Annotated in this window: 20 protein-coding genes; 12 read left to right on the plus strand and 8 right to left on the minus strand. The window is 42.5% G+C overall.

What is annotated here, in order from left to right:
• Positions 1 to 299: 299 nt before the first annotated feature.
• Positions 300 to 2,222: a molecular chaperone HtpG gene (gene htpG / locus I2F62_RS02355; RefSeq protein WP_324625422.1), complete on the plus strand. Its 1,923-nt coding sequence runs from the start codon at positions 300 to 302 to the stop codon at positions 2,220 to 2,222.
• A 77-nt stretch (positions 2,223 to 2,299) separates the two neighbouring features.
• Here the strand turns inward: htpG and I2F62_RS02360 are convergent, their stop codons facing one another.
• From I2F62_RS02360 to fadB, 7 genes are all read right to left on the minus strand, one after another.
• Positions 2,300 to 3,211 (minus strand): cation diffusion facilitator family transporter, encoded by a 912-nt coding sequence (locus I2F62_RS02360; protein ID WP_324625423.1) that lies wholly within the window; start codon positions 3,209 to 3,211, stop codon positions 2,300 to 2,302.
• An 84-nt stretch (positions 3,212 to 3,295) separates the two neighbouring features.
• Entirely contained in the window at positions 3,296 to 4,183 is an 888-nt protein-coding gene (locus I2F62_RS02365) for a hypothetical protein (protein WP_324625424.1), read from the minus strand.
• Between the two features lie 100 nt (positions 4,184 to 4,283).
• A complete protein-coding gene (locus tag I2F62_RS02370) occupies positions 4,284 to 5,540 on the minus strand; it encodes a hypothetical protein (protein ID WP_324625425.1) in 1,257 nt (418 codons plus the stop codon).
• A 6-nt stretch (positions 5,541 to 5,546) separates the two neighbouring features.
• Complete coding sequence (locus I2F62_RS02375; protein WP_324625426.1) at positions 5,547 to 5,732, minus strand: hypothetical protein; 186 nt, start codon at positions 5,730 to 5,732, stop codon at positions 5,547 to 5,549.
• Between the two features lie 156 nt (positions 5,733 to 5,888).
• Positions 5,889 to 6,587 (minus strand): DsbA family oxidoreductase, encoded by a 699-nt coding sequence (locus I2F62_RS02380; protein WP_324625427.1) that lies wholly within the window; start codon positions 6,585 to 6,587, stop codon positions 5,889 to 5,891.
• 382 nt (positions 6,588 to 6,969) lie between these two features.
• The gene (gene fadA, locus I2F62_RS02385; RefSeq protein ID WP_324625428.1) at positions 6,970 to 8,142 is read right to left on the minus strand and encodes an acetyl-CoA C-acyltransferase FadA; all 1,173 of its coding nucleotides are present in this window, start codon (positions 8,140 to 8,142) and stop codon (positions 6,970 to 6,972) included.
• 11 nt (positions 8,143 to 8,153) lie between these two features.
• Entirely contained in the window at positions 8,154 to 10,307 is a 2,154-nt protein-coding gene (gene fadB / locus I2F62_RS02390) for a fatty acid oxidation complex subunit alpha FadB (protein WP_324625429.1), read from the minus strand.
• Positions 10,308 to 10,852: 545 nt separating this feature from the next.
• Between fadB and I2F62_RS13165 the strand changes: the two genes are divergently transcribed.
• From I2F62_RS13165 to pgsA, 4 genes are all read left to right on the plus strand, one after another.
• Complete coding sequence (locus I2F62_RS13165; RefSeq protein WP_420713701.1) at positions 10,853 to 11,404, plus strand: CHAP domain-containing protein; 552 nt, start codon at positions 10,853 to 10,855, stop codon at positions 11,402 to 11,404.
• 94 nt (positions 11,405 to 11,498) lie between these two features.
• Positions 11,499 to 13,298: an excinuclease ABC subunit UvrC gene (uvrC, locus tag I2F62_RS02400; RefSeq protein ID WP_324625430.1), complete on the plus strand. Its 1,800-nt coding sequence runs from the start codon at positions 11,499 to 11,501 to the stop codon at positions 13,296 to 13,298.
• Positions 13,299 to 13,396: 98 nt separating this feature from the next.
• Positions 13,397 to 13,870 carry a hypothetical protein gene (locus I2F62_RS02405; RefSeq protein WP_324625431.1) on the plus strand — a complete coding sequence of 158 codons (474 nt, stop codon included), beginning with the start codon at positions 13,397 to 13,399 and terminating at the stop codon, positions 13,868 to 13,870.
• Positions 13,871 to 14,019: 149 nt separating this feature from the next.
• Entirely contained in the window at positions 14,020 to 14,607 is a 588-nt protein-coding gene (gene pgsA / locus I2F62_RS02410; protein WP_324625571.1) for a CDP-diacylglycerol--glycerol-3-phosphate 3-phosphatidyltransferase, read from the plus strand.
• Positions 14,608 to 14,647: 40 nt separating this feature from the next.
• Here the strand turns inward: pgsA and ponA are convergent, their stop codons facing one another.
• Entirely contained in the window at positions 14,648 to 17,167 is a 2,520-nt protein-coding gene (gene ponA / locus I2F62_RS02415; RefSeq protein ID WP_324625432.1) for a penicillin-binding protein PBP1a, read from the minus strand.
• A 164-nt stretch (positions 17,168 to 17,331) separates the two neighbouring features.
• Between ponA and I2F62_RS02420 the strand changes: the two genes are divergently transcribed.
• From I2F62_RS02420 to aroB, 7 genes are read left to right on the plus strand one after another with little or no spacing between them, the layout of a single operon-like run.
• Positions 17,332 to 18,390: a pilus assembly protein PilM gene (locus tag I2F62_RS02420; protein WP_324625433.1), complete on the plus strand. Its 1,059-nt coding sequence runs from the start codon at positions 17,332 to 17,334 to the stop codon at positions 18,388 to 18,390.
• A complete protein-coding gene (locus I2F62_RS02425) occupies positions 18,390 to 19,019 on the plus strand; it encodes a PilN domain-containing protein (protein WP_324625434.1) in 630 nt (209 codons plus the stop codon). Before I2F62_RS02420 ends, I2F62_RS02425 begins: the two co-directional genes overlap by 1 nt.
• Positions 19,016 to 19,765 (plus strand): type 4a pilus biogenesis protein PilO, encoded by a 750-nt coding sequence (locus tag I2F62_RS02430; protein WP_324625435.1) that lies wholly within the window; start codon positions 19,016 to 19,018, stop codon positions 19,763 to 19,765. The genes I2F62_RS02425 and I2F62_RS02430 overlap by 4 nt, the downstream gene beginning before the upstream one ends.
• Before the next feature lie 3 nt (positions 19,766 to 19,768).
• On the plus strand, positions 19,769 to 20,296 hold the full coding sequence (locus I2F62_RS02435) for a pilus assembly protein PilP (RefSeq protein ID WP_324625436.1): 528 nt from the start codon (positions 19,769 to 19,771) through the stop codon (positions 20,294 to 20,296).
• Positions 20,297 to 20,312: 16 nt separating this feature from the next.
• A complete protein-coding gene (pilQ, locus tag I2F62_RS02440; protein WP_324625437.1) occupies positions 20,313 to 22,397 on the plus strand; it encodes a type IV pilus secretin PilQ in 2,085 nt (694 codons plus the stop codon).
• A 34-nt stretch (positions 22,398 to 22,431) separates the two neighbouring features.
• On the plus strand, positions 22,432 to 22,977 hold the full coding sequence (gene aroK / locus I2F62_RS02445; protein ID WP_324625438.1) for a shikimate kinase AroK: 546 nt from the start codon (positions 22,432 to 22,434) through the stop codon (positions 22,975 to 22,977).
• 19 nt (positions 22,978 to 22,996) lie between these two features.
• On the plus strand, positions 22,997 to 24,082 hold the full coding sequence (aroB, locus tag I2F62_RS02450; RefSeq protein ID WP_324625439.1) for a 3-dehydroquinate synthase: 1,086 nt from the start codon (positions 22,997 to 22,999) through the stop codon (positions 24,080 to 24,082).
• The last annotated feature ends 2 nt before the right edge of the window (positions 24,083 to 24,084 follow it).

Here is a 24,084-nt window from a genome sequence, read left to right on the forward strand (position 1 = left end):
GGGTTTATACATTAGGTTATAGCTACCGTTTCTAAGTCTCAATGCAACAGAGTTAGAAGAAAAACCCCCATTCATCGTAATGGGGATTTTTTTTATAAATAAAATCTGTATTTATTTTTAAGCGCTGACGCGACAATCCTTTTAAAATGTCGATAGAGTGCTCATTTTTTATCTAAAAGCATCATTTGTTGTTTTTGCAAGCAATTGCACTGTGCAAAAAGCATTGAAATTTTTATAACTATCTCCATCAATAAGTTCATCGTTATTACTCATATTGAAATGATAAAAAGGAGTGATTCATGAGCGAACAAAATGCTTCACAAAAACATAGCTTCCAAGCAGAAGTTGCGCAATTACTGCATTTGGTAACCCATTCTTTATATTCAAATCCAGATATTTTCTTGCGTGAATTAATTTCTAACGCATCGGATGCTTGCGATAAATTGCGTTTTGAAGGCATTAATCAGCCAGAATTGTATGAAGATGCGCCGGATTTACGTGTGCGTGTCAGTTTAGATAAAGAACAAAAAATCATCACTATTTCAGACAATGGTATTGGTTTAACTGAACAAGAAGCGATTGATAATTTAGGCACCATTGCCAAATCTGGCACCAAAGATTTTATGTCTAAATTAACTGGCGATCAAAAATCAGATGCACAGTTAATTGGTCAGTTTGGGGTTGGTTTTTATTCAGGCTTTATTGTTGCTGAAAAAATTACCGTTGAATCGCGCCGTGCAGGTGTGAGTGCAGACCAAGCAGTACGTTGGATTAGCGGTGGTACAGGCGATTTCGAAGTTCAGCACATCAGCAAAGCAGGTCGTGGAACAGATATTATTTTGCATTTGCGTGACGATGCGCTGGAGTATTTAGACAGCCATAAAGTAAAGCAAATTATTAATAAATATTCAGACCATATTAGCTTGCCAATTGAAATGCAAAAAGAAGTTTGGCAACAAGAAGAAGTCGCAGAAGGTGAAGAGCCGAAAGCGGGTCAATATGTGAAAACCGATGAATGGGAAGCGATTAACTCTGCAAGTGCGCTGTGGACACGCAATAAATCGGAAGTGACTGAAGAACAATATATCGAGTTCTACAAAAACTTGAGCCATGACTTTGACGCACCTTTGGCGTGGTCGCATAATCGTGTGGAAGGCAACACTGAATATACGCAATTGTTGTATATTCCAAGCAAAGCCGGACAAGATATTTTCACTCGCGAAGCCAAAGCCGGCATTAAACTGTATGTGAAACGTGTCTTTATTATGGATGATGCCGATAATCTGATTCCAAATTATTTACGTTTTGTGCAAGGTGTGGTCGACAGTGCCGATCTTCCTTTAAACGTGAGCCGTGAATTGCTACAAGAAAGCCGCGATGTGAAAACCATTCGTGAAGGCAATGCGCGCCGTATTTTAACCTTGCTTGATGGTTTGGCAAAATCTGAAGATGAAAAAGACCAAGCCAACTTTAAAACTTTCTACAGCGAATTCGGTTCAGTCATTAAAGAAGGTTTAGGCGAAGATTTTGGTAACCGCGAACGTATTTTAAAATTATTACGTTATGCAACATCGAACAATGATGACGTCATTACCTCATTGGCCGATTATAAAGCGCGTATGAAAGACGGCCAAAAAGCCATTTATTACGTAACTGCCGACAGCTTAAGCGCTGCCAAAAACTCACCACAGCTTGAATTGTTCAAGAAAAAAGGCATTGAAGTGTTATTGATGTCTGAACGTGTGGATGAATGGGCGATGAATTTCGTCAATGACTTCGATGGCACACCGCTACAAAACGTATCTAAAGGCGCAGTCGACTTAGGCGATTTACAAGATGCCGAAGAAAAAAAAGCCCTAGAGCAAGCCGCAGAAGCGTTTAAACCTGTGGTTGAAAAACTCTCTGACGCCTTAAAAGATAAAACGCAAGAAGTACGTGTGACCACACGTTTGGTCGATTCTCCAGCTTGTTTGGTTACAGGTGAAGGTGAATTGTCACCACAGTTGGTACGTATGCTTAAACAGGCCGGTCAAGCGGTGCCTGAGTTAAAACCTATTTTGGAAATTAACCCAGAACATCCATTGGTGAAAAAATTAGACAGCTCAAGTCATTTTGAAGACTTAGCCAATGTTATTTTTGACCAAGCCATGATTGCTGAAGGCGGTTTACCTGAAGATCCTGCAGCTTATGTCAAACGCATCAATAACTTATTGTTGAAATAAACATCCTGCCTAATATAAAAAACCGAGTGTTGATCACTCGGTTTTTTATATGTTTTCCATTTTAACTGCCGCACGTTTTAAACAGGATCAATATGGGTAATGACATCGATGACGCGATGTTTTTGCATAATTTGATTGCGAACCTGTACCGAAATATCGTGACCGTCACGAACACTCAAATGTCCATCGACTTCAATATGCGCATCGATAATAATCATATCTCCCATTTTTCGGGTGCGGATATTATGCACGCCTTTGATTCCTGCTGTGGCTAAAATGGTTGCACGAATAGCGTCTACATCTTCTTCGTCTGCTGCGCGATCCATTAAGTCGTTTAGCGCATCCCATCCAAACTCGGCGCCCATTTTAATAATAATGCAGCCCACCAAAAGCGCTGCAATCGGGTCTAAAATAGGATAGCCAAGCAAATTTCCAACAATCCCAATCAAAACCACAAAAGAGGACGCAGCATCCGAACGGGCATGCCACGCATTGGCAACCAACATGCTCGATTTCACCTGTTTGGCAATTTTAAGCATGTAACGAAACAACAATTCTTTGGCAACCAAAGCACTGAGCGCCACATAAATGGCCACACTATGTACTTGGGGAATCGCTTCATGGTGGGTTATTTTATGAATGGCTGAAATAGACATGCCAATGCCCACGGTGACTAAAATCAGTCCGAGCATGAAAGAGGCTGCGTTTTCAAAGCGATAATGCCCAAAAGGATGGCTTTCATCGGCATCTTTTTGGCTAAAATGATTGGCAATGAGTACAATAAAATCGGCAACCAAATCGCTTAAAGAATGAATGCCATCGGCAATTAAGCCTTGAGATTTAGAAAATATCCCAATGCCAATTTGTGCAATAGATAAGCATACATTCACCACCACACTTATCCATGTACTTTTACTGGCGGCTTTCGCTTTTTGTTCTGGGCGAATCACATCATCTTCATGTAGCTCATCAAAATGGGGTGTCAGCATAATGTGCGAATCGGTAAAAATGAAAGCCTCAGTGTACGTGATTTATACCGTTCTGTCAGTGCATGAGCATGCAGAGCCGCTGCTTTAAAAATTCATTTCGAATTGCAGGGTGGTGCTTAAGGTGCGCCTGTTGTCGTCGCTGCGGTCTTCATAATAGGAGATGCCATTTTCTAGATACAGCCACGTCCGCCAAATTGGACGGCGCCAAGCAAGGTATGGCCCCCAGTTTTGTAATTCAATTTCGCGTTTTTCTTTATTATAAATACCATTGGAATACAGCCCATAGGTTAAACTTTGGTCATGGCTAATATGCTGTTTGCGAAATAAATGGTTCTCCCAATTGTAGGTGTCTTCATAGGTTTTGGTCACTGATAAATCGGTCGATGCAATCGCATGATGTTCTTGTTTTTGGGTAAAATTAAAATAAGTTTCGGAATAATTTTTACTTTGTGCGCCATAACGAAAGGTTTGCTGAGTATTTAGGTTTAGATCTGGGCTGAGTTGCCATTCTTTTTGTGCATTTAGTTCGACATACACATCGGTATTAGAATTTGATCCCAAATTTAAGTCACTTTGAAACGGTAACTGTTTAGATAAATCGGACAAGACCGCTTTAATTCCAGATTTTTGCGATGGCTTTTTTTTCGGCGTAGGTGTGCTTTTTTTAAAACCAAATTTATGAATTACGCGATGCGCTTGATAGGTACGCTGTGTTCGATCTGCCAGCGAATCCTCACCAAATACTGCCATCAGTTGGCGTGCAAGTTCTGGCGAATTGGGGTCAAATTGGGGTGCAAAAGGGTTATCGTCTGTTTTTTCAGGCTGCGCTTTAATGCGTCTAAAATAATGCTTTGAATGACGCGCTTTGCAACTGCTTTGCCCCAACCCATGTGCCGATAGCAACCCTGTGTCGAAATTTTTTGCCCAAATGCTCAGGCTGAACAAACATAAAGGGAACCAGAAAAATTTCATACAGATAAGCGGCTACAAGATGAAAGGAAAATCACGCGATTAAACGCGTTGTCGCAAGCGATAATTGTGTTGTGTTGAAGTTAAATTTAGCTTAAATCCTTTATTTTTCTGCCAATACCGTTTGAATTTTTGCATAGAGTGTTTCTGCCGATATTGGCGATGGCAAGGTATCAATTAATGCATCCATACGCTGTAAAGACAGACCATCTTGGCGTGAAAACACTAGGCTTGCATAAGCCAACACATCGGGATGATTGCCAATCCATGTTTCGCCGTGAATGATGCGATATTTTAAGCGTTCGCGCATTAATAATAATGGCATGGCGTGCGTCGATGGCGCTTCGTCAAACGTAATCAGGCGTTGTGTCAAAATTAATGCTTTAGGAATGAATACAAAAGCGGTTTGAGCCTCTAAAAGCGGCGTTGCATTAATGAAGGCGTCATAGAAATTTTCTAAATTTTCGGCATTGTCTTGCCATGTTTGCCACGAAAATTGTTTCACCATGCCAAGCTGTTGTTCAAATTGATTGCAATATTCTGTCGCCAATTGCATACCTATTTGAGTGTCTTTGCATGAAAAAACAATAAGATAGCCCATAAATTGTTGTTGTGAATTCAAGCGTTCGGCAACAATAACCGGCGAATTAGAAAAGTGTTGCGGCTGTTTTGATGTACTTAAATAGACAAAAAGCGCATCTAAATCTTTGAGTTGTTCAAAATGTAATACGTAGTTTGCATGGTCAAATGTGGGAATCCGCACCAAGCTTGGCTGCGCCACAAATTGCCCAACTTTAAATGCAATATTGTCTTGTGTTGGAATCTGCACCAGCATTGGTGCTGCTTGAGGTGCAGTATATTGCTCAAGCCTTGCCTGATCGCAGATCTGCTCAATCTCGTTGTCTTCAATCAAGCATTGTAAAAGGTGTTGCTGTTGCGACAACCACAGGTACGCTTCGTTCAGTTGATCCTTCCAACTGCTGTGAATAACCCCTTTGTTTGCCTGAGGAATCAGCCAAATTTGCCATTTTTTAGTGGGCGCGTCATACAAAATTGCCCAACCCAATACGGGATTTTGATTCAGCGCAGCGAATAACAAACCTTCTTCTTGAAACATCCCACGATAACTTTTTTGAAAGTTACTTTTGGCGACCAAATCCGTGCTCATTTGTTCGGGCGTATAAAAACGTGTTAGCCCAGGATAGGTTTTCTTAAAAATGGGTTGCTCACAAAACTGAAAAATTTCTTTTAGGCGATGGGTGGCTTTTGCTCGCTCGAAAAGTGGCAAAGATGTCGACTCAATAATTTGAATATTATGCTTAATATCTTGAATAATTAATGCTTTTTCTAATAAATTCATAGCAAATCACTGATATATATATTTTTTTGCTCGTTCTAAATATTGCGGCAAAATTTGATTAAGTGTGAGTTCAAGCAGACGATATTCTGGCGAGTCTGGATTATTTTGTTGTTTTGCACATTCAATGAGTTGATCGAGATCTAATTCATCTAAGCTTATTTTTTCTTGTAAAAATAATTGTAATTGTTGCATGATGAAGTCCCTAAGGCATGGCATTCCTCGTTTATTATAGGCAAACTTAACAGATTGAAAATAGATAATATTTAAAAAAAAATTTAAAATCGTGTTAATAGTTGAATTTATGGCACAGCATAAGATAAAAATCTTATGCTGTTAGCGATTTTATGATTAATCTAGCGAGCAGCTGTCATCGTTACATGTAGCGCCTGTGTTCGTCGTATTCGGTTCTACCGCATCGCTTTTTTCTTGAGCTTGTTTTAACACGTGGGCAAATACATCGCGTGGTTGTGCCCCAGCTAAAGCAATTCGTTGATCAAAAACGAAAAATGGTACGCCTGTAACATTAAGTTGTTCGCGAGCAATTTGCTCATCGTGACGAACAAATTCAGCAAATTCATCTGAATCTAAAACGTCATCGACTTCAACAGGATTTAAACCAATGCGTGCCGCAACATCTTCTAAGGTTTCACGTTCGCCAATATTTAAACCTTGGGTCATGTAACTGTAGAAGAATGCTTCTTCGGCTTCATTGCCTAAGCCATGGCTTTGAGCAAGGTGAATAATACGATGTGCATTAAACGTATTGCCTGAATTGGCTTTTTGCCATTGAAAGTCAATGCCTTCATCGGCTGCCATCGCCGCCACTTGACGTTCCATTTCTTCCACTTGTGCGGTAGTACGACCGTATTTTTGCGCAAGACGCTCGGTGTTGGAGGTGGTATGAACGGCAGGGGCGTCTGGGTCAAGTTCAAAGCTATGCCAGTAAATTTCAAGCTCAATGCCTGCTTCTGCTGCAACATGTTCTAAACGTTTTTTACCAATATAGCAAAACGGACAGACTACATCTGACCAAATATCTACGCGCATGGGAATTGCTCTTTAATGTTTGTTAAGTGAATAATAGGGATGAATCTGTTAAATTTAAAGTGTATGAGCCGTCATACGCTGAACAAAATATTTTCATCTATTTTTTTAATCTACATTAAACCTCTTGTATGATTGTATAAAATAAAAACCAATTATCTAGTTTAACTTTTTATTTTTCGAACCTAATGCTTGAAATTTCTAAGATTTGATTTTGTGTTAAATTAGTTGCTAAAAAGTTCATTTGGTTGCCTATATATTTATTTGTGAATGTAATGTAGCCTCTAGCTACGAAAAGAATCATGACATATGACAAATGTATAAATAGGGACAACTAAGGGACAAAAATCCCCGCCGAAGCGAGGATTTGAACAAAAATTAAGAACTAAATGCGTTCAATAATGGTGGCAATACCTTGACCTAAACCAATACACATGGTGGCTAAGCCCAATTGCGTATTTTGCTGTTCCATCACGTTTAACAAACTGGTGGTGATACGTGCGCCTGAACAACCTAGTGGATGCCCCAGTGCAATTGCACCACCATTTAAGTTAATTTGGTCTTGTTTGTCGTAAATACCTAGGCCTTTCATCACTGATAAACCTTGTGCGGCAAAGGCTTCGTTTAATTCAAAAGTTTGAATGTCGGCAATGCTTAAACCTGCACGTTTTAAGGCTTTTTGCGTTGCAGGCACAGGGCCATAACCCATAATGGCAGCATCACAGCCTGCAACGGCCATTGAACGAATCACAGCGCGTGGTTTTAAACCTAAAGCTTGGGCACGTTCAGCCGACATTAACAGCATGGCAGATGCACCATCCGACAACGCCGAAGAGGTCGCCGCGGTGACTGTGCCACCTTTAGGGTCAAACACAGGGCGCAAGGCTTTAAAGGCTTCAATGTTGGCATCGGCACGAATCACTTCATCGACATCGCACAGAATTTTAAAGCCGTCTGCATTGTGACCTTCAATGCCCACAATTTCATTTTTGAAACGACCTGCTTGGGTTGCAGCCCAAGCGCGGCGGTGCGATTCCACACCAAAGGCGTCTTGTTCTTCACGGGTAATGCCGTTCATGCGGCCCAACATTTCAGCGGTTAAGCCCATCATATTCGATGCTTTGGCATAGTGTTTTGACGCTTCAGGGTTAATGTCTACACCGTGCATCATCGACACGTGGCCCATGTGCTCAACACCACCAATAATGAAAATATCACCTTGGTTGGTGGCAATTTGAGCCGCCGCCGTGTGAATGGCTTGCATCGATGAACCACAAAGACGGTTCACGGTTTGACCTGCAACGGTTTTAGGTAAGTCAGCTAAAAGGCTGGCATTACGGGCAATATTCCAACCTTGTTCTAGGGTTTGGTTGACACAACCCCAAATCACATCTTCAATTTCATTGGGGTCGAAATCGTTACGGTTAACCAGCGCGCGAATGAGTTCCGCCGATAAATTGTCGGCACGAACATTACGGAACATGCCATTTTTGGTTTTGCCCATTGCTGAGCGTACGCCGTCTACAATTACAACGTCACGTGGGTTTAAAGTCGTCATTACGTTGCTCCTTAACCGTAGAATTTCTTGTTGTTGTCTGCCATGTCACGCAACAATTGTGGCGCTTCATAAGCCTTGCCTAAGTGGGCGTATTGGTTGCAAAGAGCAACATATTCCGCCACACCTGTTTGGTCGACATAGCGACATGGCCCACCACGAAATGGTGGGAAGCCAATGCCCATAATCATGGCCATATCGGCTTCATTTGGCGTGGCAACAATGTTGTCTTCTAAACAACGTACGGTTTCGTTGCACAGCGCAATCATCATGCGGTCGATAATTTCTTGTGCATCAAACTCACGTTTTTCACCTGTTACCACAGGCGCAATCACCTCATACGCGGTTGGGTCGATGGTTTTGGCTTTTTTACCTTTTTTGTCTAAGGCATATTTGTAAAAACCAAGATCATTTTTTTGACCTAAACGATTCGCTTCATACATGCTTTGGACTGAGCCTTTAAAATCAGGCTTCATGCGGTCAGGGAAACCTTCTGCCATCACTTCTGCGCCATGTACGCCTGTGTCAATGCCCACTACATCCATTAAATATGCAGGGCCCATCGGCCAGCCGAATTTTTCCATGACTTTGTCAATTTGTTGGAAATCTGCGCCATCTTTAAGCAATAAGTCGAAAGCGCCAAAGTAAGGAAACAGCACACGGTTGACCAAGAACCCTGGGCAGTCATTCACCACAATCGGAGTTTTACCCATTTTTTGAGCCAAGACCACGGTGGTTGCCACAGCTTCTTCAGACGTATGCTCACCACGAATGACTTCTACCAACGGCATCATGTGTACAGGGTTGAAGAAGTGCATACCGACAAAATTTTCAGGACGTTTTAACGCTTTGGCCAAACGGGTAATTGAAATGGTTGAGGTATTTGAAGCCAAAATGGTGTTGTCACGGACTTTACTTTCGGTGTCTGCCAGCACCGCTTCTTTGACTTTTGGATTTTCAGTGACTGCTTCAATCACAATATCGACATCTTTAAATTCGTCATAACTTAAAGATGGACGAATACGCGCCAAAGTTTCACCCATTTTCACTGGGGTCATTTTTTTGCGTTCAACTTGTTTGGTCAGTAGTTTATTGGCCTCGCTCATACCCAGTGCAAGTTGTGGATTACCAATATCTTTCATAATGATTGGCGTGCCTTTGCTTGCCGCTTGATACGCAATTCCACCGCCCATAATACCTGCGCCAAGCACCGCAGCTTGATTCACAGGATGCGCACCTTTCTCGTGCTTTTTCGCCATTTTCTTAACGACTTGGTCGTTAATGAATAAACCAATTAAGGCTTCGGCTTGCGGGGTTACTGCCGCTTTGGCAAAGCTTTCTGCTTCAACTTTTACCGCTTCGTCACGAGTTAATGTCACCGATGCTTGCAGTGAATCGAGCATGAACTTTGGCGCAGGATATTGCGCAGGTGGTGCCTTTGCCAAAACCATGCCTTTGGCGGTGTTGAAGGTCATCATTTGTTCAAGTGGATTTAACTTAATGGGTACCAATTTTTCTTGCCGTTTGGCTTTCCAGTCTAAACGCCCCGACATGGCTTGTTGAATTAAATCCAGTGCAGCGTCACGCAGTTGATCGTCACTGACAACCGCATCGACTGCGCCATCTTTAAGTGCAGCCGCGGCTTTTTTCGGTGCTGCCAACGCCATCCATTCAATGGCGTTGTCGGTACCAATTAAACGGCTTAAACGGACTGTGCCACCAAAGCCTGGGAAAATCCCCAGTTTAATTTCTGGCAAGCCGACTTGTGCCGATTCTGCCATGACACGATAGTCACAGACCAAACACATCTCAAAGCCACCGCCTAAAGCACTACCATTAATGGCAACCACTTTGGGAATGTCTAAATCTTCAAAGCTGTTAAAAATGTCATGAATGCTAAGCAACCAGTCTTTAATGGCGGTTTCACCTAAGGCAAAGCTGGCACCGAATTCGGTAATGTCTGCACCGACAATAAAGGTCGGTTTTGCAGAAGTGACCAATAAACCTTTAATTTCAGGATGTGCTTTTACAGCGCCAATGGCTGCTTGGAAATCTTCAATGGTGGCTTTATTGAATTTATTAACCGACTCATTGTGTAAGTCAAAGCGGAATTCTGCAATGCCATTCTCTAACATGAGAACTGAAATTGCGTTACCTGCGTGGATCATGCCCTGATCTCCTTTATTCTGGAGGATTGTATGTCAAAGAACCTGTATATTTTAAAATCTGATATACATAACTTTTTTATCTTAAGCTCACTATAGCTAAAAATAATCGGCTACGTTGTATCAAGCTGTGACGCAATGGTCATACATTTTTAAATTCAATGCCGCTAAAAAGATTCATTTTTTCGAGAATAACACTGAAAAAAATGACTGTGTAAATTTTATATTATGTTTTAAATCATCATTATATAGCAAAATTGTGGTTGTTCTGTTGAATAGAGATGCTTTTAGTCGCTAGATGTCATTTAAGTCAATCTCGCTTAATCTTAATTGTCTATTTAGAAGATTGAACGATAAAACCAGCAGGGCTGAGATACAAATCTTTTTGATGCCATCTGTGTAGGATAAGTTGCCGGAATTCCAACAATATTTTAGTCAGACGAAAAATGAATAAGAATCTGTTACAACTATTAAGTTGAGATTAAGGATTTGGCCTTTAAAATTGAGCGGTTTTTGCAGCGGGCTTAACAGAAATAGGTTTTCTTATCATGATTCATGCTCACCATCACCCAGTTCATGTGCAATCAGCCGCACATACCGCCGTTCATGCACGCGTACGTTCGCATGAAAAACCACATGCGCTAAAAAAGCATCCGGTCCAAACGCATACAGATGCTAAAAAGGCATTGGTGAAGGGTCGTCATCATCATACGAAAAAAAATACTGTGCACCAGCCTAGCAGCGATATTGATGTGCATAAATTTGCCCGCAAATTACAAAGTATTTCTGCGCCATACAGCACCGAAAAATGTGCCCAACATGTGCGTATAGCGTTGCAAGTGGCCGGAGCCAATGTAGCACAGCATCCGATTGCGGCCTCCGATTGGGGGCGAATTTTAGAGAAAAATGGCTATCATAAAATTAGCCCGAAATTTGATGATCCACAACAAGGCGATATTTATATTATTCAGCGCACTGGCGACCATATTTATGGTCATATCGCAGGTTATACTGGCGATGGTTGGGTGTCAGATTTTCGTCAAAAGAACTACGCCGTGTACAAAGAAAAAGACGTCAAATACAGTTATTACCGTTTATAACGCACAGCATTTTCACGATAAATTAAGCAAATTTGCTTGAAAATAGGCCATTGAAGCATCACATTACAGCAGAGCCTTTTATATTTAGATGCCTGTGAATTCAAACGCCCGCGAACACCTTAGCGTATTGTTAAGCAATATGACCCAACTGCCTGGGGTCTATAAAATGCTGGGTAAATCCGGCGAATTGTTGTATGTGGGCAAAGCAAAAAATTTAAAAAATCGTGTTAGCAGTTATTTTTCTAAAACCATTGAGCATCCGAAAACACAAGCCTTGGTGGCTCGTATTTACGATATTGAAACGCTGGTTGTTCGTTCCGAAACCGAAGCGTTATTGCTTGAGCAAAACTTAATTAAGCTGCATCGTCCGCCATACAATATTATGCTGCGCGATGATAAATCGTATGTTTATATTTTCGTGTCGAGCGATCGGCCATATCCAAGAATTGCCAGTGGCCGAGGCAAAGGCAAACATCAAATAGGTAAGTTTTTTGGCCCATATCCAAGTGCGGCCAGTGCTCGCGATACATTATTAACCCTAGAAAAATTATTTAATGTCCGCCAGTGTGAAAATAGCTATTTTTCCCAGCGTAAACGGCCGTGCCTGCAATATCAAATTAAGCGCTGTAGTGCGCCTTGTGTGGGGCTGATTAGTCCCGAAGACTATGCCAAAGATGTCGAAAATTCAATTCGCTTTTTAAAAGGTGACACCAAAGAATTAAACCAAGAATTAATTCAAAATATGGAGCAGGCTGCCGAACAATTAGAATTTGAAAAGGCAGTCTTTTATCGCGATCGCTTGGCGTTATTGCGTGAAATTGGTGCGCAACAAGCCGTATATAAAATTAAAGGTGAGGCCGATATTTTGGCGATTGCCCATCAAGCCGGGGTGACCTGCGTACAAATTATGCATGTCAGAAATGGTAAAATGTTAGGGGGTAAAAGCTACGTGCCCGACATGCTTGGCGATGATTTGGGGCAAATGCTGAGTGATTTTATGACCAACTTTTATTTTCAGGTTGCCGATGAAATCCCCAATGAATTGATTGTGAATGTTGATCTGCCTGATCGGGCCTTATTAGAACAGGCCTTTTCACAACAGTTTAATAAAAAGATTCACATTAAATCGAACGTACGCGAAACGCGGGCGGAATGGTTGCAGCTTGCACAAATGAATGTACAGCATGCCATTAAAGCGCAGCTGAGTAATCATCTTGAATTGCACGAGCGTTTTTATCAGCTACAACAAGTGGTTGGGCGCACGGTGGATCGGATTGAATGTTTCGATATTAGCCATACCATGGGCGAGGCGACCATTGCTTCGTGTGTGGTGTTTGACCAAGGCGGTGCACGTAAGCGCGATTATCGACAATTTTCCATTCAAGATATTCAAGCTGGAGATGACTATGCCGCCATGCGACAAGCGCTGACGCGGCGTTATAAAAAAGCCATGCTGCCCGATTTACTGCTGATTGATGGCGGAAAAGGGCAATTGCATATGGCCATGCAAGTCATGCAAGACCTTGGTTTGGATGCATTTATGATTGGCGTGTCTAAAGGCGAGGGACGTAAACCGGGTTTAGAAACCTTACATTTTACCGATGGCACTAAAATTCAATTGGCAGAAGACCACAAAGCGTTGCATTTAATTCAGCAGGTTCGCGATGAAGCGCATCGCTTTGCCATTACCCGTCATCGCGCTAAACGCGATAAGCGCCGTGCGGGGTCAGTATTGGAGGTAATTCCGGGGCTAGGGCCGAAACGTCGCCGTGATTTACTTACCCATTTTGGCGGTATTCAAGGAGTGTTGAATGCCTCCGAAAAAGAATTAACATTTGTGCCGGGTTTAGGCGAGGTAATGGCACGCACCATCTATAAAATTCTGCATGAATAATCAATCTAAAGAATGATGCAGATTACACTTTGTCGCCAGATAGACGTGCTAAAGTAATTTCACATAATTGGGTGGTGGGTTTGTCGGTGGAGACAAAGATGATGCATATGAGTCACAAAAAATTACCTTTTCTGTTCGTGCTCTTCTGCAATTTATTGTTAGCGGCATGTGCAAGTGGCAATCATGCCATGTTCGGCAATACGCCGATGAAACTCGAATATTCTGAATTGCAGCAGAATACCGCCAATTTATTTTATACCAACGCGGTTCAAAGCTTCGGCGTTGGGGTAGTGCGAGAACAATTGGCACAGGCAGATCAGCAATTACAGCCTTGGACGCAAGCCATGTTGCAGATGCAAGCACAGTACCGTGGTCGAGATTTGGTAGAAAAACAGCGCAACACTATTAAATATTATGAAGTGATTGATGCACGGACTCAGGTGAAAATTATTTATGTTTTTAGCACCAATGCAAACAATGATGCGGTGTTAATGAAGTTTATAAAAATGAATCCAAATGATGAAGTCACCGATGAATTGATCAAAAATTTAGACCAATTTAAGGTGTTTTAATGCGGTTATTGCAGCGTTAAAAACATCGCTACTACTAATGCTGGTCGACACTTTCACGCATTTCGTATACAGTTGCGGAAGATTTCTTTTAAAAAAATATGGTGAATTCACATGCAGCATGTGAAGGCAGGAGAAAACGGGCGGTGTCTATGGTAGCAGGGCGAATCCTGAATATTCCCAATATTTTAACCATTGCACGAATTATTTTAATTCCTGTGTTCTTAATCATTGTGTATTGGCCGCCGGCAATTGGTGTCGGTGGGCATGAAGGCAGTGTATTTCGTCATGTGTTATTAACGTCTATTTTTATTTTAGCCGCCGTAACCGATTGGTTAGATGGTTATTTGGCACGTGCATTGAATCAAACCTCTGCCTTTGGGCGTTTTTTAGATCCGGTTGCCGATAAATTAATGGTTGCCGCAGCGTTAGTGGTGTTGGTGCAGTGGAAGCCGACCATTACCATGGCCTTTGCCGCAATTGTGATTATCTCAAGAGAAATTACCGTATCTGCTTTACGTGAGTGGATGGCCGAGCTCGGTGCGCGCACCAATGTGGCAGTATCTACGGTTGGTAAGTATAAAACCGCGTTTCAAATGGTCGCAATTAGTGTGTTTTTATTGAATTGGCAACCGCTTGAGGCTTTGGCCTATATTTTGTTATATACCGCCGTGATTTTAACCTTGTGGTCGATGTTTATTTATTTACGTGCGGCTTGGCCTTATTTGAAACAGCCCTAATAAAAAACCAGCCGCGGCTGGTTTTTTTATGTTTGCTGAATCAGTCAACTTGATTAATCAATTGTTCAATGGCATCGGCTTTATGCGCTGTTGCTGAATTGCCTAATTTCGGTGGTTTTTGACTTGATGGCAGGAGCACTTCTTCTTCTCCCGGTAAATCATCGAAGTCCTGCTCGTGTTTACGCACCGGTGCCACAGGCGCAGGACGGAAGGCTGGATGTGCTAACGGTGGTGTAATGCGGTTTTCTTGCACATCGACTTGGCTTGCATTTTGATTATGCAAGGTCGGTGCTTTGGCATCTTTATCTAAGCTCACCCATGCCGATGGTGTTCCAGCCAAGGCCTTGCCCATAAAATTAATCCATAGCGGTAAAGCGGCAACACCACCATATTCTCGTCTTCCCAATGTCGAGGGTTGATCGAAACCAACCCAGGTAATGGTGACCAATTTACCGTTAAAGCCTGCAAACCACGCATCTTTGGCATCGTTGGTGGTGCCGGTTTTACCGCCTAAATCATCACGGCCAATTTTTAAGGCTGCGCGTCCTGTTCCGACCTGAATCACATCGTGCAGAATATTCGCCATATCGTAAGCCGAACTCGATTTAATAATCCGTTGTGCTTGACGATAATCGCTCTTATTTAAATTCGGTTTTGGTGTGGCTATTTGCGCTGCATTTACATGCTGATGAAAGGCTTCATCATCTGGCGTGTTGCTTGTATTGCTGCCTTGAGCCTGATTTTCTGTAATACATGAAATGCAGGCATATTCGGGATTGGCCTTGTAAACCACTTTGCCATACGCATCTTCAATATGGTCAATAAAATAAGGCTCGACACGGTAGCCGCCATTGGCAAATGTGGCATAGCCCGTTGCCATTTGTAACGGAAGGACTTGCGGTGTGCCGAGTGCAATGGTGAAGTTGTTGGGAATGCGATTTTCTTGTAAACCAAAATCCATCAGTAATTGACGGGCACGTTCAACCCCAACACTTTGCAGCAAGCGCACAGACACGGTATTTCGAGATAAATACAATGCGCGGCGCAATGGAATTTCACCTAAATAGCGACCATCGGAGTTTTTGGGCGACCACTTACCAATGGTAATCGGGCTATCATCCACAATGGTGTAGGGCGTCATGCCACGTTCGAGTGCCAAGGCATAGATAAAGGGTTTAATGGTTGAACCTGGTTGTCTCCAACCTTGTAACGCACGGTTAAAGGTCGATTGATAATAGCTATAGCCACCGACCACTGCTTCAATGGCACCATTGTTTGGATTTAAGGCAATTAATTGTCCTTGCGCTTTGGGAATTTGCACCAAAGACCACGAAGTTTTTTCTTCATTTGGTCGCAAACGAATAATATCGTCTACTTTTACAATTTGTGCCGCGCGTGATGGTGCAGGGCCAACACTATTGGCATTGCGATAAGGACTGGCCCATGCCATGCCCGACCACGGTACGGTCACGGTTGTGCCATTCGCAAATTCAGCTTCAAACGTGTTTTGTGAAACTTTAATCACTTTGGCAGGGTAGGTGTTGGCAAATGCGCTAAATTGGCTGAGTGGTTTATCATGCGCTTCAGGGCCGCGCCAACCGTGACGACGATCATAAGCTTCTAAACCTGACTGAACCGATTCTTCTGCATAGGCCTGACGTTTACTATCAATTGTGGTGTAAATTTTTAAACCAGAGTCGACCGCTTGTGGGCCGAATTTTTCTACAATTTCGGCACGAACCATTTCGCCAATATAGGGGAAACGATTATTTACGCCGCGCTCTGGCATGTTCAAATTTAATGGTTCAGCCACCGCAGCTTGGTATTCTGCTTGACGAATAAAGCCAAGTTGTAACATACGCCCTAAAATCCAGTTACGGCGTTCGAGCGCGCGTTCGGGATTCACCACAGGATTGTATTTTGAAGGCGCCTTAGGTAAACCTGCAATCATTGCCATTTGAGCAATACTGAGCTCGTTTAAATTTTTGTTGTAGTAAATTTTTGCCGCAGCAGCAATGCCGTAGGCATTTTTACCCAGAAAAATTTTATTCACATACAGCGTTAAAATATCTTGTTTGCTTAAATTTTCTTCAATTTTTCGCGCCAAGAAAATTTCTGTCAGTTTTCTTTTTAAGGTACGTTCTGGGCTTAAATAATAGTTTTTTGCCACCTGCATGGTAATTGTAGAACCACCCGTTTGTACATCTGAGCCGGTAATGCTCTCACTTAACGCACGTCCTAACCCTTTAAAGCTAATGCCGCTATGTTCAAAAAACGAAGAATCTTCTGCGGCCAAAAAGGCTTGGATAAAATGCGCTGGAATTTGATTGTATTCGACCGGAACAGACAGCTTGCCGCCATACTCACCAATGAGTTGTTGATCCGCAGTATAGATTTGAATGGGTTTCAACAAAGGTGCTTTCTTTAAACTGCTCATTTCAGGCAAAGACGGGGCAATGTACAAGTACATGCCGTAGAAGCCCATTGGAATGAGAGTCAGAATTATCAGGACAAACAAAAAAATTGGATGAATTCGACCCGAACAAGATAGCTTTTTCATAACAAGTGATATTTAATACGCAGTGGGGTGACCGAGGGTGAGTATAGCGTAGAAAAACTGGGTTCAGGGGATAAACTACATATTCTATGAACAAGCGCTATAAATTCTTGGAATATATGATGCATATCGCTGTTGGATATAAATAATAACAGGAAGAACATATCGTGTTTGGGGTCTATCGTAAACCTAAAAAAGGGTTAATCGGGGTTGATATTAGTTCGACTTCGGTAAAAGTGCTTGAACTCTCTTTCAAGAATGATCGCTATTGTGTGGAAAGCTACGCACTTGTGCCTTTGGTCGAAGGTGCTGTGGTTGAAAAAAATATTGTCAATCCAGAAGCTGTTGCAGAAGCCATTGAGCAGGCGCTTGAAGTTGGAAATCCTTCAACCATTACCGCCGCCTTTGCTGTGCCAACATCGACGGTGATTCATAAAATCATCGAGATGGATGCCGACATGAACGACGATGAACGAGAAGTTCAAATTCGTCTGGATGCCGAGCAATATATTCCATTTGCTTTAGATGATGTCAGTTTAGATTTCGAGGTTCTTGATGAACCTACTGGCCGTTCTGGTCGAGTCAATGTTTTGCTTGCAGCAACACGCACCGAAAATGTCGAAAGCCGTAATGACACCTTAATTTATGCGGGTTTAGTGCCGACCATTGCAGATGTCGAAAGCTATGCAATGGAACGTGCGTTAACTGTATTTGCCGACACTTTGCCTATGGGCGCAAAAATTGTGGCTTTGCTCGATATTGGGCATAGCATGACCACATTGTCAGTGATGCAAGAGGGTAAAATTGTGTATACCCGAGAGCATGTCTTTGGGGGCAGACAACTGACACAAGATATTCAACAACGCTATGGCATGTCTTATGCCGATGCAGGGCGTTCTAAGAAAGATCGCAGCTTACCAGATGACTACGACACCGAAGTGTTGTTGCCATTTATGGATAGCGTTGCTCAACAAGCGCAACGGTCATTGCAGCTCTTTTTCTCCTCTTCGCAATTTAACGATATCGACCACATTTTATTGGCCGGTGGTACAGCCAACCTTCCGGGGCTGGCCAAACTACTTCAGCAGTCGTTGGGGTATCGCGTTACGGTGGCCAATCCGTTCTTACAAATGGGCTTTTCACCACAGATCAATATTAAAAAAATTGAAGATGATGCTTCATCATTAATGGTTGCGTGCGGTTTGGCGTTAAGGAGTTTTGATTAATGGCTAAAATTAATTTACTGCCTTGGCGTGAAGAACGAAAAGAACAGCGCAAAAAGAAATTTATTTTTATTTCAATTTTGGCGGCGGTATTCGGTGTTGTGTTGGTGTTTGCTGCGTGGAGTTTCTTCGAGCAAAAATTAAATGACCAACAGCATGCCAATCAAGTGATTACCGAAAGTAATCAGCAGCTAGACCAAAAGTTGCAAGCATTAAATGGTTTGCAAGAACAGCGCAATGCCATTATCGACCGTATGAAGTTGATTCAAGGCCTACAAGCGCAAAGACCAGTCACAGTGCGATTGGTTGATGAATTGGTTCGTGTGATTCCAGACCATTTGTATTTAACCAAAGTGGTTCGTCAGGGCGATCAGTTTAGTATTGAAGGCAAGGCTGAAAGCCCGAATGTGGTGGCCGAATTTATGCGTAAATTGGGTGCATCGCCGTGGTATCGCAATGTGTTTATGAGCTCGTTTGTTGCCGCGGATGATAAAACCAATGCCCAACCAAGTTCAGTGGTGCCGCGTGTAGAAGAAGGCTATGGAAACTTTGTGGTGACTGCCGATTTGGGTCAAATCGCCCAAAGTAACAACGCACAAGAAGCAGCTGAACCACAAGGGGCGCAACCATGAGTAAACAGCAATTTGACGATTTAAATGATGGCGCCGAAACAGCGGCAAAGAAAAAGCTGTCGTTAGATAAATTTATTCAGCAATTTAACTCACTCGACCCAAGCAATTATGGCGGTTGGCCGATTGCGGTGAAAGTGACATGTTGGTTTTTTATTAGCTTGATGGTGTGCTTCTTAGGATATTTTGTCCTGATTAGCAGCCAGCTAGATGCCATTTCAACTGCGCAAGCGCAAGAAACCAATTTATTGAACGATTATCGGGATAAAGAATCTAAATTACGCAATTTAGAGCAATACAAAAAACAATTGGTGGTGATGCAGCAGAACTTTACTCAGCAATTACAGCAACTTCCAAAAGAGTCTGAAATTCCAGGTTTGGTTGAAGATATCAATATTACTGGGGTGAAGTCGGGCTTAAAATTTAAAAATATTAGCCTAGACCGAGAAGTCCGCCACGATTTCTTTGTTGAACAACCGATTTTAATTGAAGCTTCGGGTGACTATCATTCATTTGGTCAATTTACCAGTGGTTTGGCGGCATTGCCACGAATTGTGACGTTGCATGACTTCAGCATTACGGCCAATCAAGCCAACGACAAAAAGTCTGATATTCCTGTAATTACCTACACCATGAAGGCTAAGACCTATCGTTATTTAGGCGAAGGCTCGGCGCAAGAGAATCCTCAAGCATCGGATGATGGTGCAAATAATGGTGCAGCAGCAACGTCTGAGCAAAAGGGAGCATAGCAGATGAATTCTAAGTCTTTAAGCCTACTTGCTTTAAGTTGTGTGATGCTGGCAGGTTGTAGTTCTCGAATGGACGATGTCAACCAACAAATGGCGAGCATTCGTAGCCAGCCCCCATTACCGATTGAACCTGCACCCACCTTTGATGCCGTGCCAGTATTTAACTATTCTGCGCAAAATATCAGAAGTCCTTTCCTGCAAAGTTCACTATATACCGAATTAAAAGTGATGGCAGGCAAACGTGTTTATCCAGACCTGTCTAGACAGCAGCAGCCACTGGAAAGTTATGCGCTTGAAACATTAAGTATGAAAGGCAGCATGAAAGATATACACGGAAATATTGTGGCATTAATTCAAACACCTGATGGTGATATTAGTCGCGTACAGGTTGGAAATTATATGGGGCTGAATCAAGGGCGAATTACCAAAATTACAGCAACTGCAATTGAATTGGTTGAAATCATTTCAGATGGACATGATGGTTATGTTGAGCGACCTAGAAGTCTTGTATTGATTGGGCCGGCATCATAAGTTTGGGGAAATAATAATGAAAGATTCTGTTGAGAAATTAGGTTTTGGGAAGAGCATCATGAGTCCGTTTATTCGTCAATTTGCATTAACTACAATGGCGATGGCTGTTTTTCAAGTGGCCCATGCTGATGTTGCAATTACCAATATCATCCCGTTACAAGTACCTGGGCAAGGTACAGAAATTCGTGTCATGTTTAATGGCTTACCACCACAGCCACAAGCGTATCAGTTAGAACAGCCGTCTCGCTTGGTTTTAGACTTTAATAAAGCCACGCAAAACTTAAAGCAAAGCACGATTCCTGTGGCAACAGCCGAAGCAAAATCGGTCGATTTAAGCTCGGATGCAACACGTTCACGCTTAACTGTTAATTTAGCCAATGCAGGTGCATTTACCACGCGCATCGAAGGCAACACTTTTATTTTAAAAGTCAATTCAGCGACTTCGACGTCGGCCAATCAAGCCACCAAGGTTGCGGCTCAAGCGCAGCAAGGCATCAATAAAATTGATTTTCAGCGCGGCAACAAAGGCGAAGGCCAAGTGGTTGTGAACTTAAATGACCCCAATATGCCAGTTGATGTAAAACAACAAGGCAATAAAATCTTGGTGCGTTTTTTAGGCAATAAAATTCCTGCGAACCTAATTAAGCGTTTGAATGTGAATGACTTTGCAACGCCTGTGTCTTCAGTTGAAGCTTATAATGATGGCCGTAATGGTGTAATTAGCGTTAATGCCAATGGTAGTTTTGACTACATGGCGTATCAGGCTGAAAAATCCTTAACCATTAGTGTGGCGAAAAAAGAAGAGACTACTGCCAATAATGCAGCGCATGCCGCTCGTGCTTATACCGGCAAAAAAATCTCTCTCGATTTTCAGGATATTGAAGTCCGCCGTGTTCTGCAATTATTGGCGGACTTTACGGGGATGAACATTGTTGCCTCAGATACCGTGCAAGGCAACATTACCCTACGTTTAAAAGATGTACCTTGGGATCAAGCCCTTGATATCATCATGAAAACCAAAGGTTTAGATAAGCGAAAAAATGGCAATGTGATTTGGGTTGCACCCGTGACCGAATTGCTGAAATCTGAAGAAGATGAAGCCAAAGCCTACTCACAAAGCGTAAAACTTGCACCATTACAAACCGAAACTATGCAGCTAAACTATGTCAAAGCTGCAGATGTGAAAAAGATGATTGATGATGCGGCAAGTAAAGCTAGCAATGGCAGCAACAATACTTCAGATGAAGGCATGCGTTCATTGATGAGTAGCCGCGGTTCAATTGTGATTGATAATCGCACCAATACGGTCATTATTAATGATACCGCCGCTAAAATTGAGCAGCTCAAAGGCATTATTAGCCAAATTGATTTGCCTGTGAAGCAAGTGATGATTGAGGCGCGTATTGTGCGAACGCAAATCGATTTATCGCATGAATTGGGTGTGAAATGGGGGTTGACCAAGCCAACCAATGCTTCAAGTTGGGATCAGGGTAAATACACCAGTTCTGGGAGCTTGGGTGTCGACTTAGGTGCTTCAACATCATATGGCACCTTGTCTTTAGGCTTGTTGCGACTCGGCTCTAGCATTTTAGATTTACAACTTGCAGCATCACAAAGTGATGGCAAAAGTGAAGTTTTATCTACACCTAAAGTCATGACTGGAGATAAACAAGAAGCATTAATTCGCTCGGGGATGAAAATTCCATATTCAAGCTCAAGTGCGAACACAGGAACCACCACCACATTCCAAGAAGCTGTGTTGGAGTTGAAAGTTGTACCGAGCATTACCCCAGACAATAAAGTGCAAATGAAGCTAGATATCTCAAAAGATACCTTAGGTTCTGAATTAACTGATGCGGGTTATGCAATTAACGTTAACAAACTGCAAACCAATGTGCTTGTTGCGGATGGTGAAACCATTGTTTTAGGTGGCTTATATGAAGATGAAGTGACCAATTCTGTGAAAAAAGTACCCGTGCTTGGTGATATTCCAGTGCTTGGTAATTTATTTAAGAACTCGCAAAGAAGCGACTCTAAGCGTGAGCTATTAATCTTTATTACACCTCGAATAATTGATGACACGGTTTCGAGAAATCATTAAGATAAAATGGTTGCGCGAATAGAATAGGTGGCTCTTGCCAAATAAAGCATTAATCCCCCTACCAAATATTTATTTGGTGGGGCCTATGGGGGCTGGGAAAACGACTGTAGGTCGACATCTTGCTGAATTATTAGAGCGAGAGTTTATCGATAGCGATCATGAAATTGAACGCAAAACTGGTGCGTCTATTCCATGGATTTTTGAAAAAGAAGGTGAAAGTGGCTTTCGCCAACGCGAGCGAATGGTCATTGATGAACTAACTCAGCGCCCAAATCTAGTTTTGGCCACCGGTGGTGGTGTCGTTACGCAATTCGCCAATCGACAAGCATTACAACAACGTGGCATTGTGATTTATTTATATGCGCCTGTAGAAATCCAACTGCAGCGTACCTATCGCGATAAAAATCGTCCTCTTTTACAGGTTGAAAATCCTGAAAAACGTTTGCAAGATTTGCTTGCAATGCGTGATCCGCTATACCGAGAAATTGCACACCATATTATCGATACCCATCAAGGTGCTGCCCGAGAGTTGGCACATAAAATCTTGAGGGACATTTCGGGCTATTCTCTTCACCGTTAATTTATTCATGGGTTAGGTCATGCAAACTTTATATGTTGAATTAGGCGATCGCCGTTACCCTATTTTTATTGGTAGTCAGTTAGATCCTGAACAGTTGCTTGGCACGTATATTCCTGCAAAGCAAGTCATGATTGTCACCAACGATACAGTTGCGCCACTGTATTTAGCACGTTACACCCAAGCATTGCAGCAATTGGGAAAAACCGTTGCGCACTGTATTTTGCCCGATGGCGAAAAATATAAAAATATCGAGCATTTGAATCTGATCTTTGATGCCTTATTAAGCGCAGGATTTAACCGTGATTGTACGGTATTGGCATTGGGTGGCGGTGTGATTGGCGATATGGCCGGATTTGCCGCCGCGAGTTTCCAGCGCGGGGTTTATTTTGTCCAAGTTCCGACCACGTTGTTGTCACAAGTTGACTCAAGTGTAGGTGGAAAAACTGGAATTAATCATCCGCTTGGCAAAAATATGATTGGTGCGTTTAAGCAGCCACAAGCCGTATTGGCTGACATGGCACAATTAAGCACATTGCCACCACGCGAGCTATCGGCAGGGTTGGCTGAAATTATTAAATATGCCTTGCTTGGCGATGTGGACTTTTTAGCGTGGCTGGAACAACATATTGAACAGCTATTGGCGGGCGATGAAGCCTTACTGGCTGAAGCAGTATATCGTTCGTGTGCACATAAGGCGCGTATTGTCGCCAATGATGAAAAAGAACAAGGTGAGCGTGCATTACTCAATTTAGGCCATACTTTCGGACATGCGATTGAATCTTTCTTGGGTTATGGTGTTTGGTTGCATGGCGAAGCTGTGGCTACGGGAATGGTCATGGCTGCCGATTTATCTTACCGTATGGGATGGATTGATGCGGATGATTTAGCGCGTACAAAAAATATCATACAACGTGCGGGTTTACCGATAGCATGTCCACAGATCCCACTCGAGCAATTTCTAGAATATATGGCGCATGATAAAAAAGTTCTGAATGGACAATTGCGTTTGGTACTCTTAAAACGTCTTGGGCAAGCGGTGATTACTCGAGATTTTGATGTAGAACAGATGAAACATGCCATATTGGCAAATCAACAAGGTGCATAACG

The organism is Acinetobacter sp. MD2(2019) (genome assembly GCF_035615615.1).
In the GTDB taxonomy this organism is placed as follows: Bacteria; Pseudomonadota; Gammaproteobacteria; order Pseudomonadales; family Moraxellaceae; genus Acinetobacter.

Coding starts and splice junctions, on each gene's coding strand:
- htpG (WP_324625422.1), top strand. CDS start 300: ATGAGCGAACAAAATGCTTCACAAAAACATAGCTTCCAAGCAGAAGTT.
- I2F62_RS02360 (WP_324625423.1), bottom strand. CDS start 3,211: ATGCTGACACCCCATTTTGATGAGCTACATGAAGATGATGTGATTCGC.
- I2F62_RS02365 (WP_324625424.1), bottom strand. CDS start 4,183: ATGAAATTTTTCTGGTTCCCTTTATGTTTGTTCAGCCTGAGCATTTGG.
- I2F62_RS02370 (WP_324625425.1), bottom strand. CDS start 5,540: ATGAATTTATTAGAAAAAGCATTAATTATTCAAGATATTAAGCATAAT.
- I2F62_RS02375 (WP_324625426.1), bottom strand. CDS start 5,732: ATGCAACAATTACAATTATTTTTACAAGAAAAAATAAGCTTAGATGAA.
- I2F62_RS02380 (WP_324625427.1), bottom strand. CDS start 6,587: ATGCGCGTAGATATTTGGTCAGATGTAGTCTGTCCGTTTTGCTATATT.
- fadA (WP_324625428.1), bottom strand. CDS start 8,142: ATGACGACTTTAAACCCACGTGACGTTGTAATTGTAGACGGCGTACGC.
- fadB (WP_324625429.1), bottom strand. CDS start 10,307: ATGATCCACGCAGGTAACGCAATTTCAGTTCTCATGTTAGAGAATGGC.
- I2F62_RS13165 (WP_420713701.1), top strand. CDS start 10,853: ATGATTCATGCTCACCATCACCCAGTTCATGTGCAATCAGCCGCACAT.
- I2F62_RS02405 (WP_324625431.1), top strand. CDS start 13,397: ATGATGCATATGAGTCACAAAAAATTACCTTTTCTGTTCGTGCTCTTC.
- pgsA (WP_324625571.1), top strand. CDS start 14,020: ATGGTAGCAGGGCGAATCCTGAATATTCCCAATATTTTAACCATTGCA.
- ponA (WP_324625432.1), bottom strand. CDS start 17,167: ATGAAAAAGCTATCTTGTTCGGGTCGAATTCATCCAATTTTTTTGTTT.
- I2F62_RS02425 (WP_324625434.1), top strand. CDS start 18,390: ATGGCTAAAATTAATTTACTGCCTTGGCGTGAAGAACGAAAAGAACAG.
- I2F62_RS02430 (WP_324625435.1), top strand. CDS start 19,016: ATGAGTAAACAGCAATTTGACGATTTAAATGATGGCGCCGAAACAGCG.
- I2F62_RS02435 (WP_324625436.1), top strand. CDS start 19,769: ATGAATTCTAAGTCTTTAAGCCTACTTGCTTTAAGTTGTGTGATGCTG.
- pilQ (WP_324625437.1), top strand. CDS start 20,313: ATGAAAGATTCTGTTGAGAAATTAGGTTTTGGGAAGAGCATCATGAGT.
- aroB (WP_324625439.1), top strand. CDS start 22,997: ATGCAAACTTTATATGTTGAATTAGGCGATCGCCGTTACCCTATTTTT.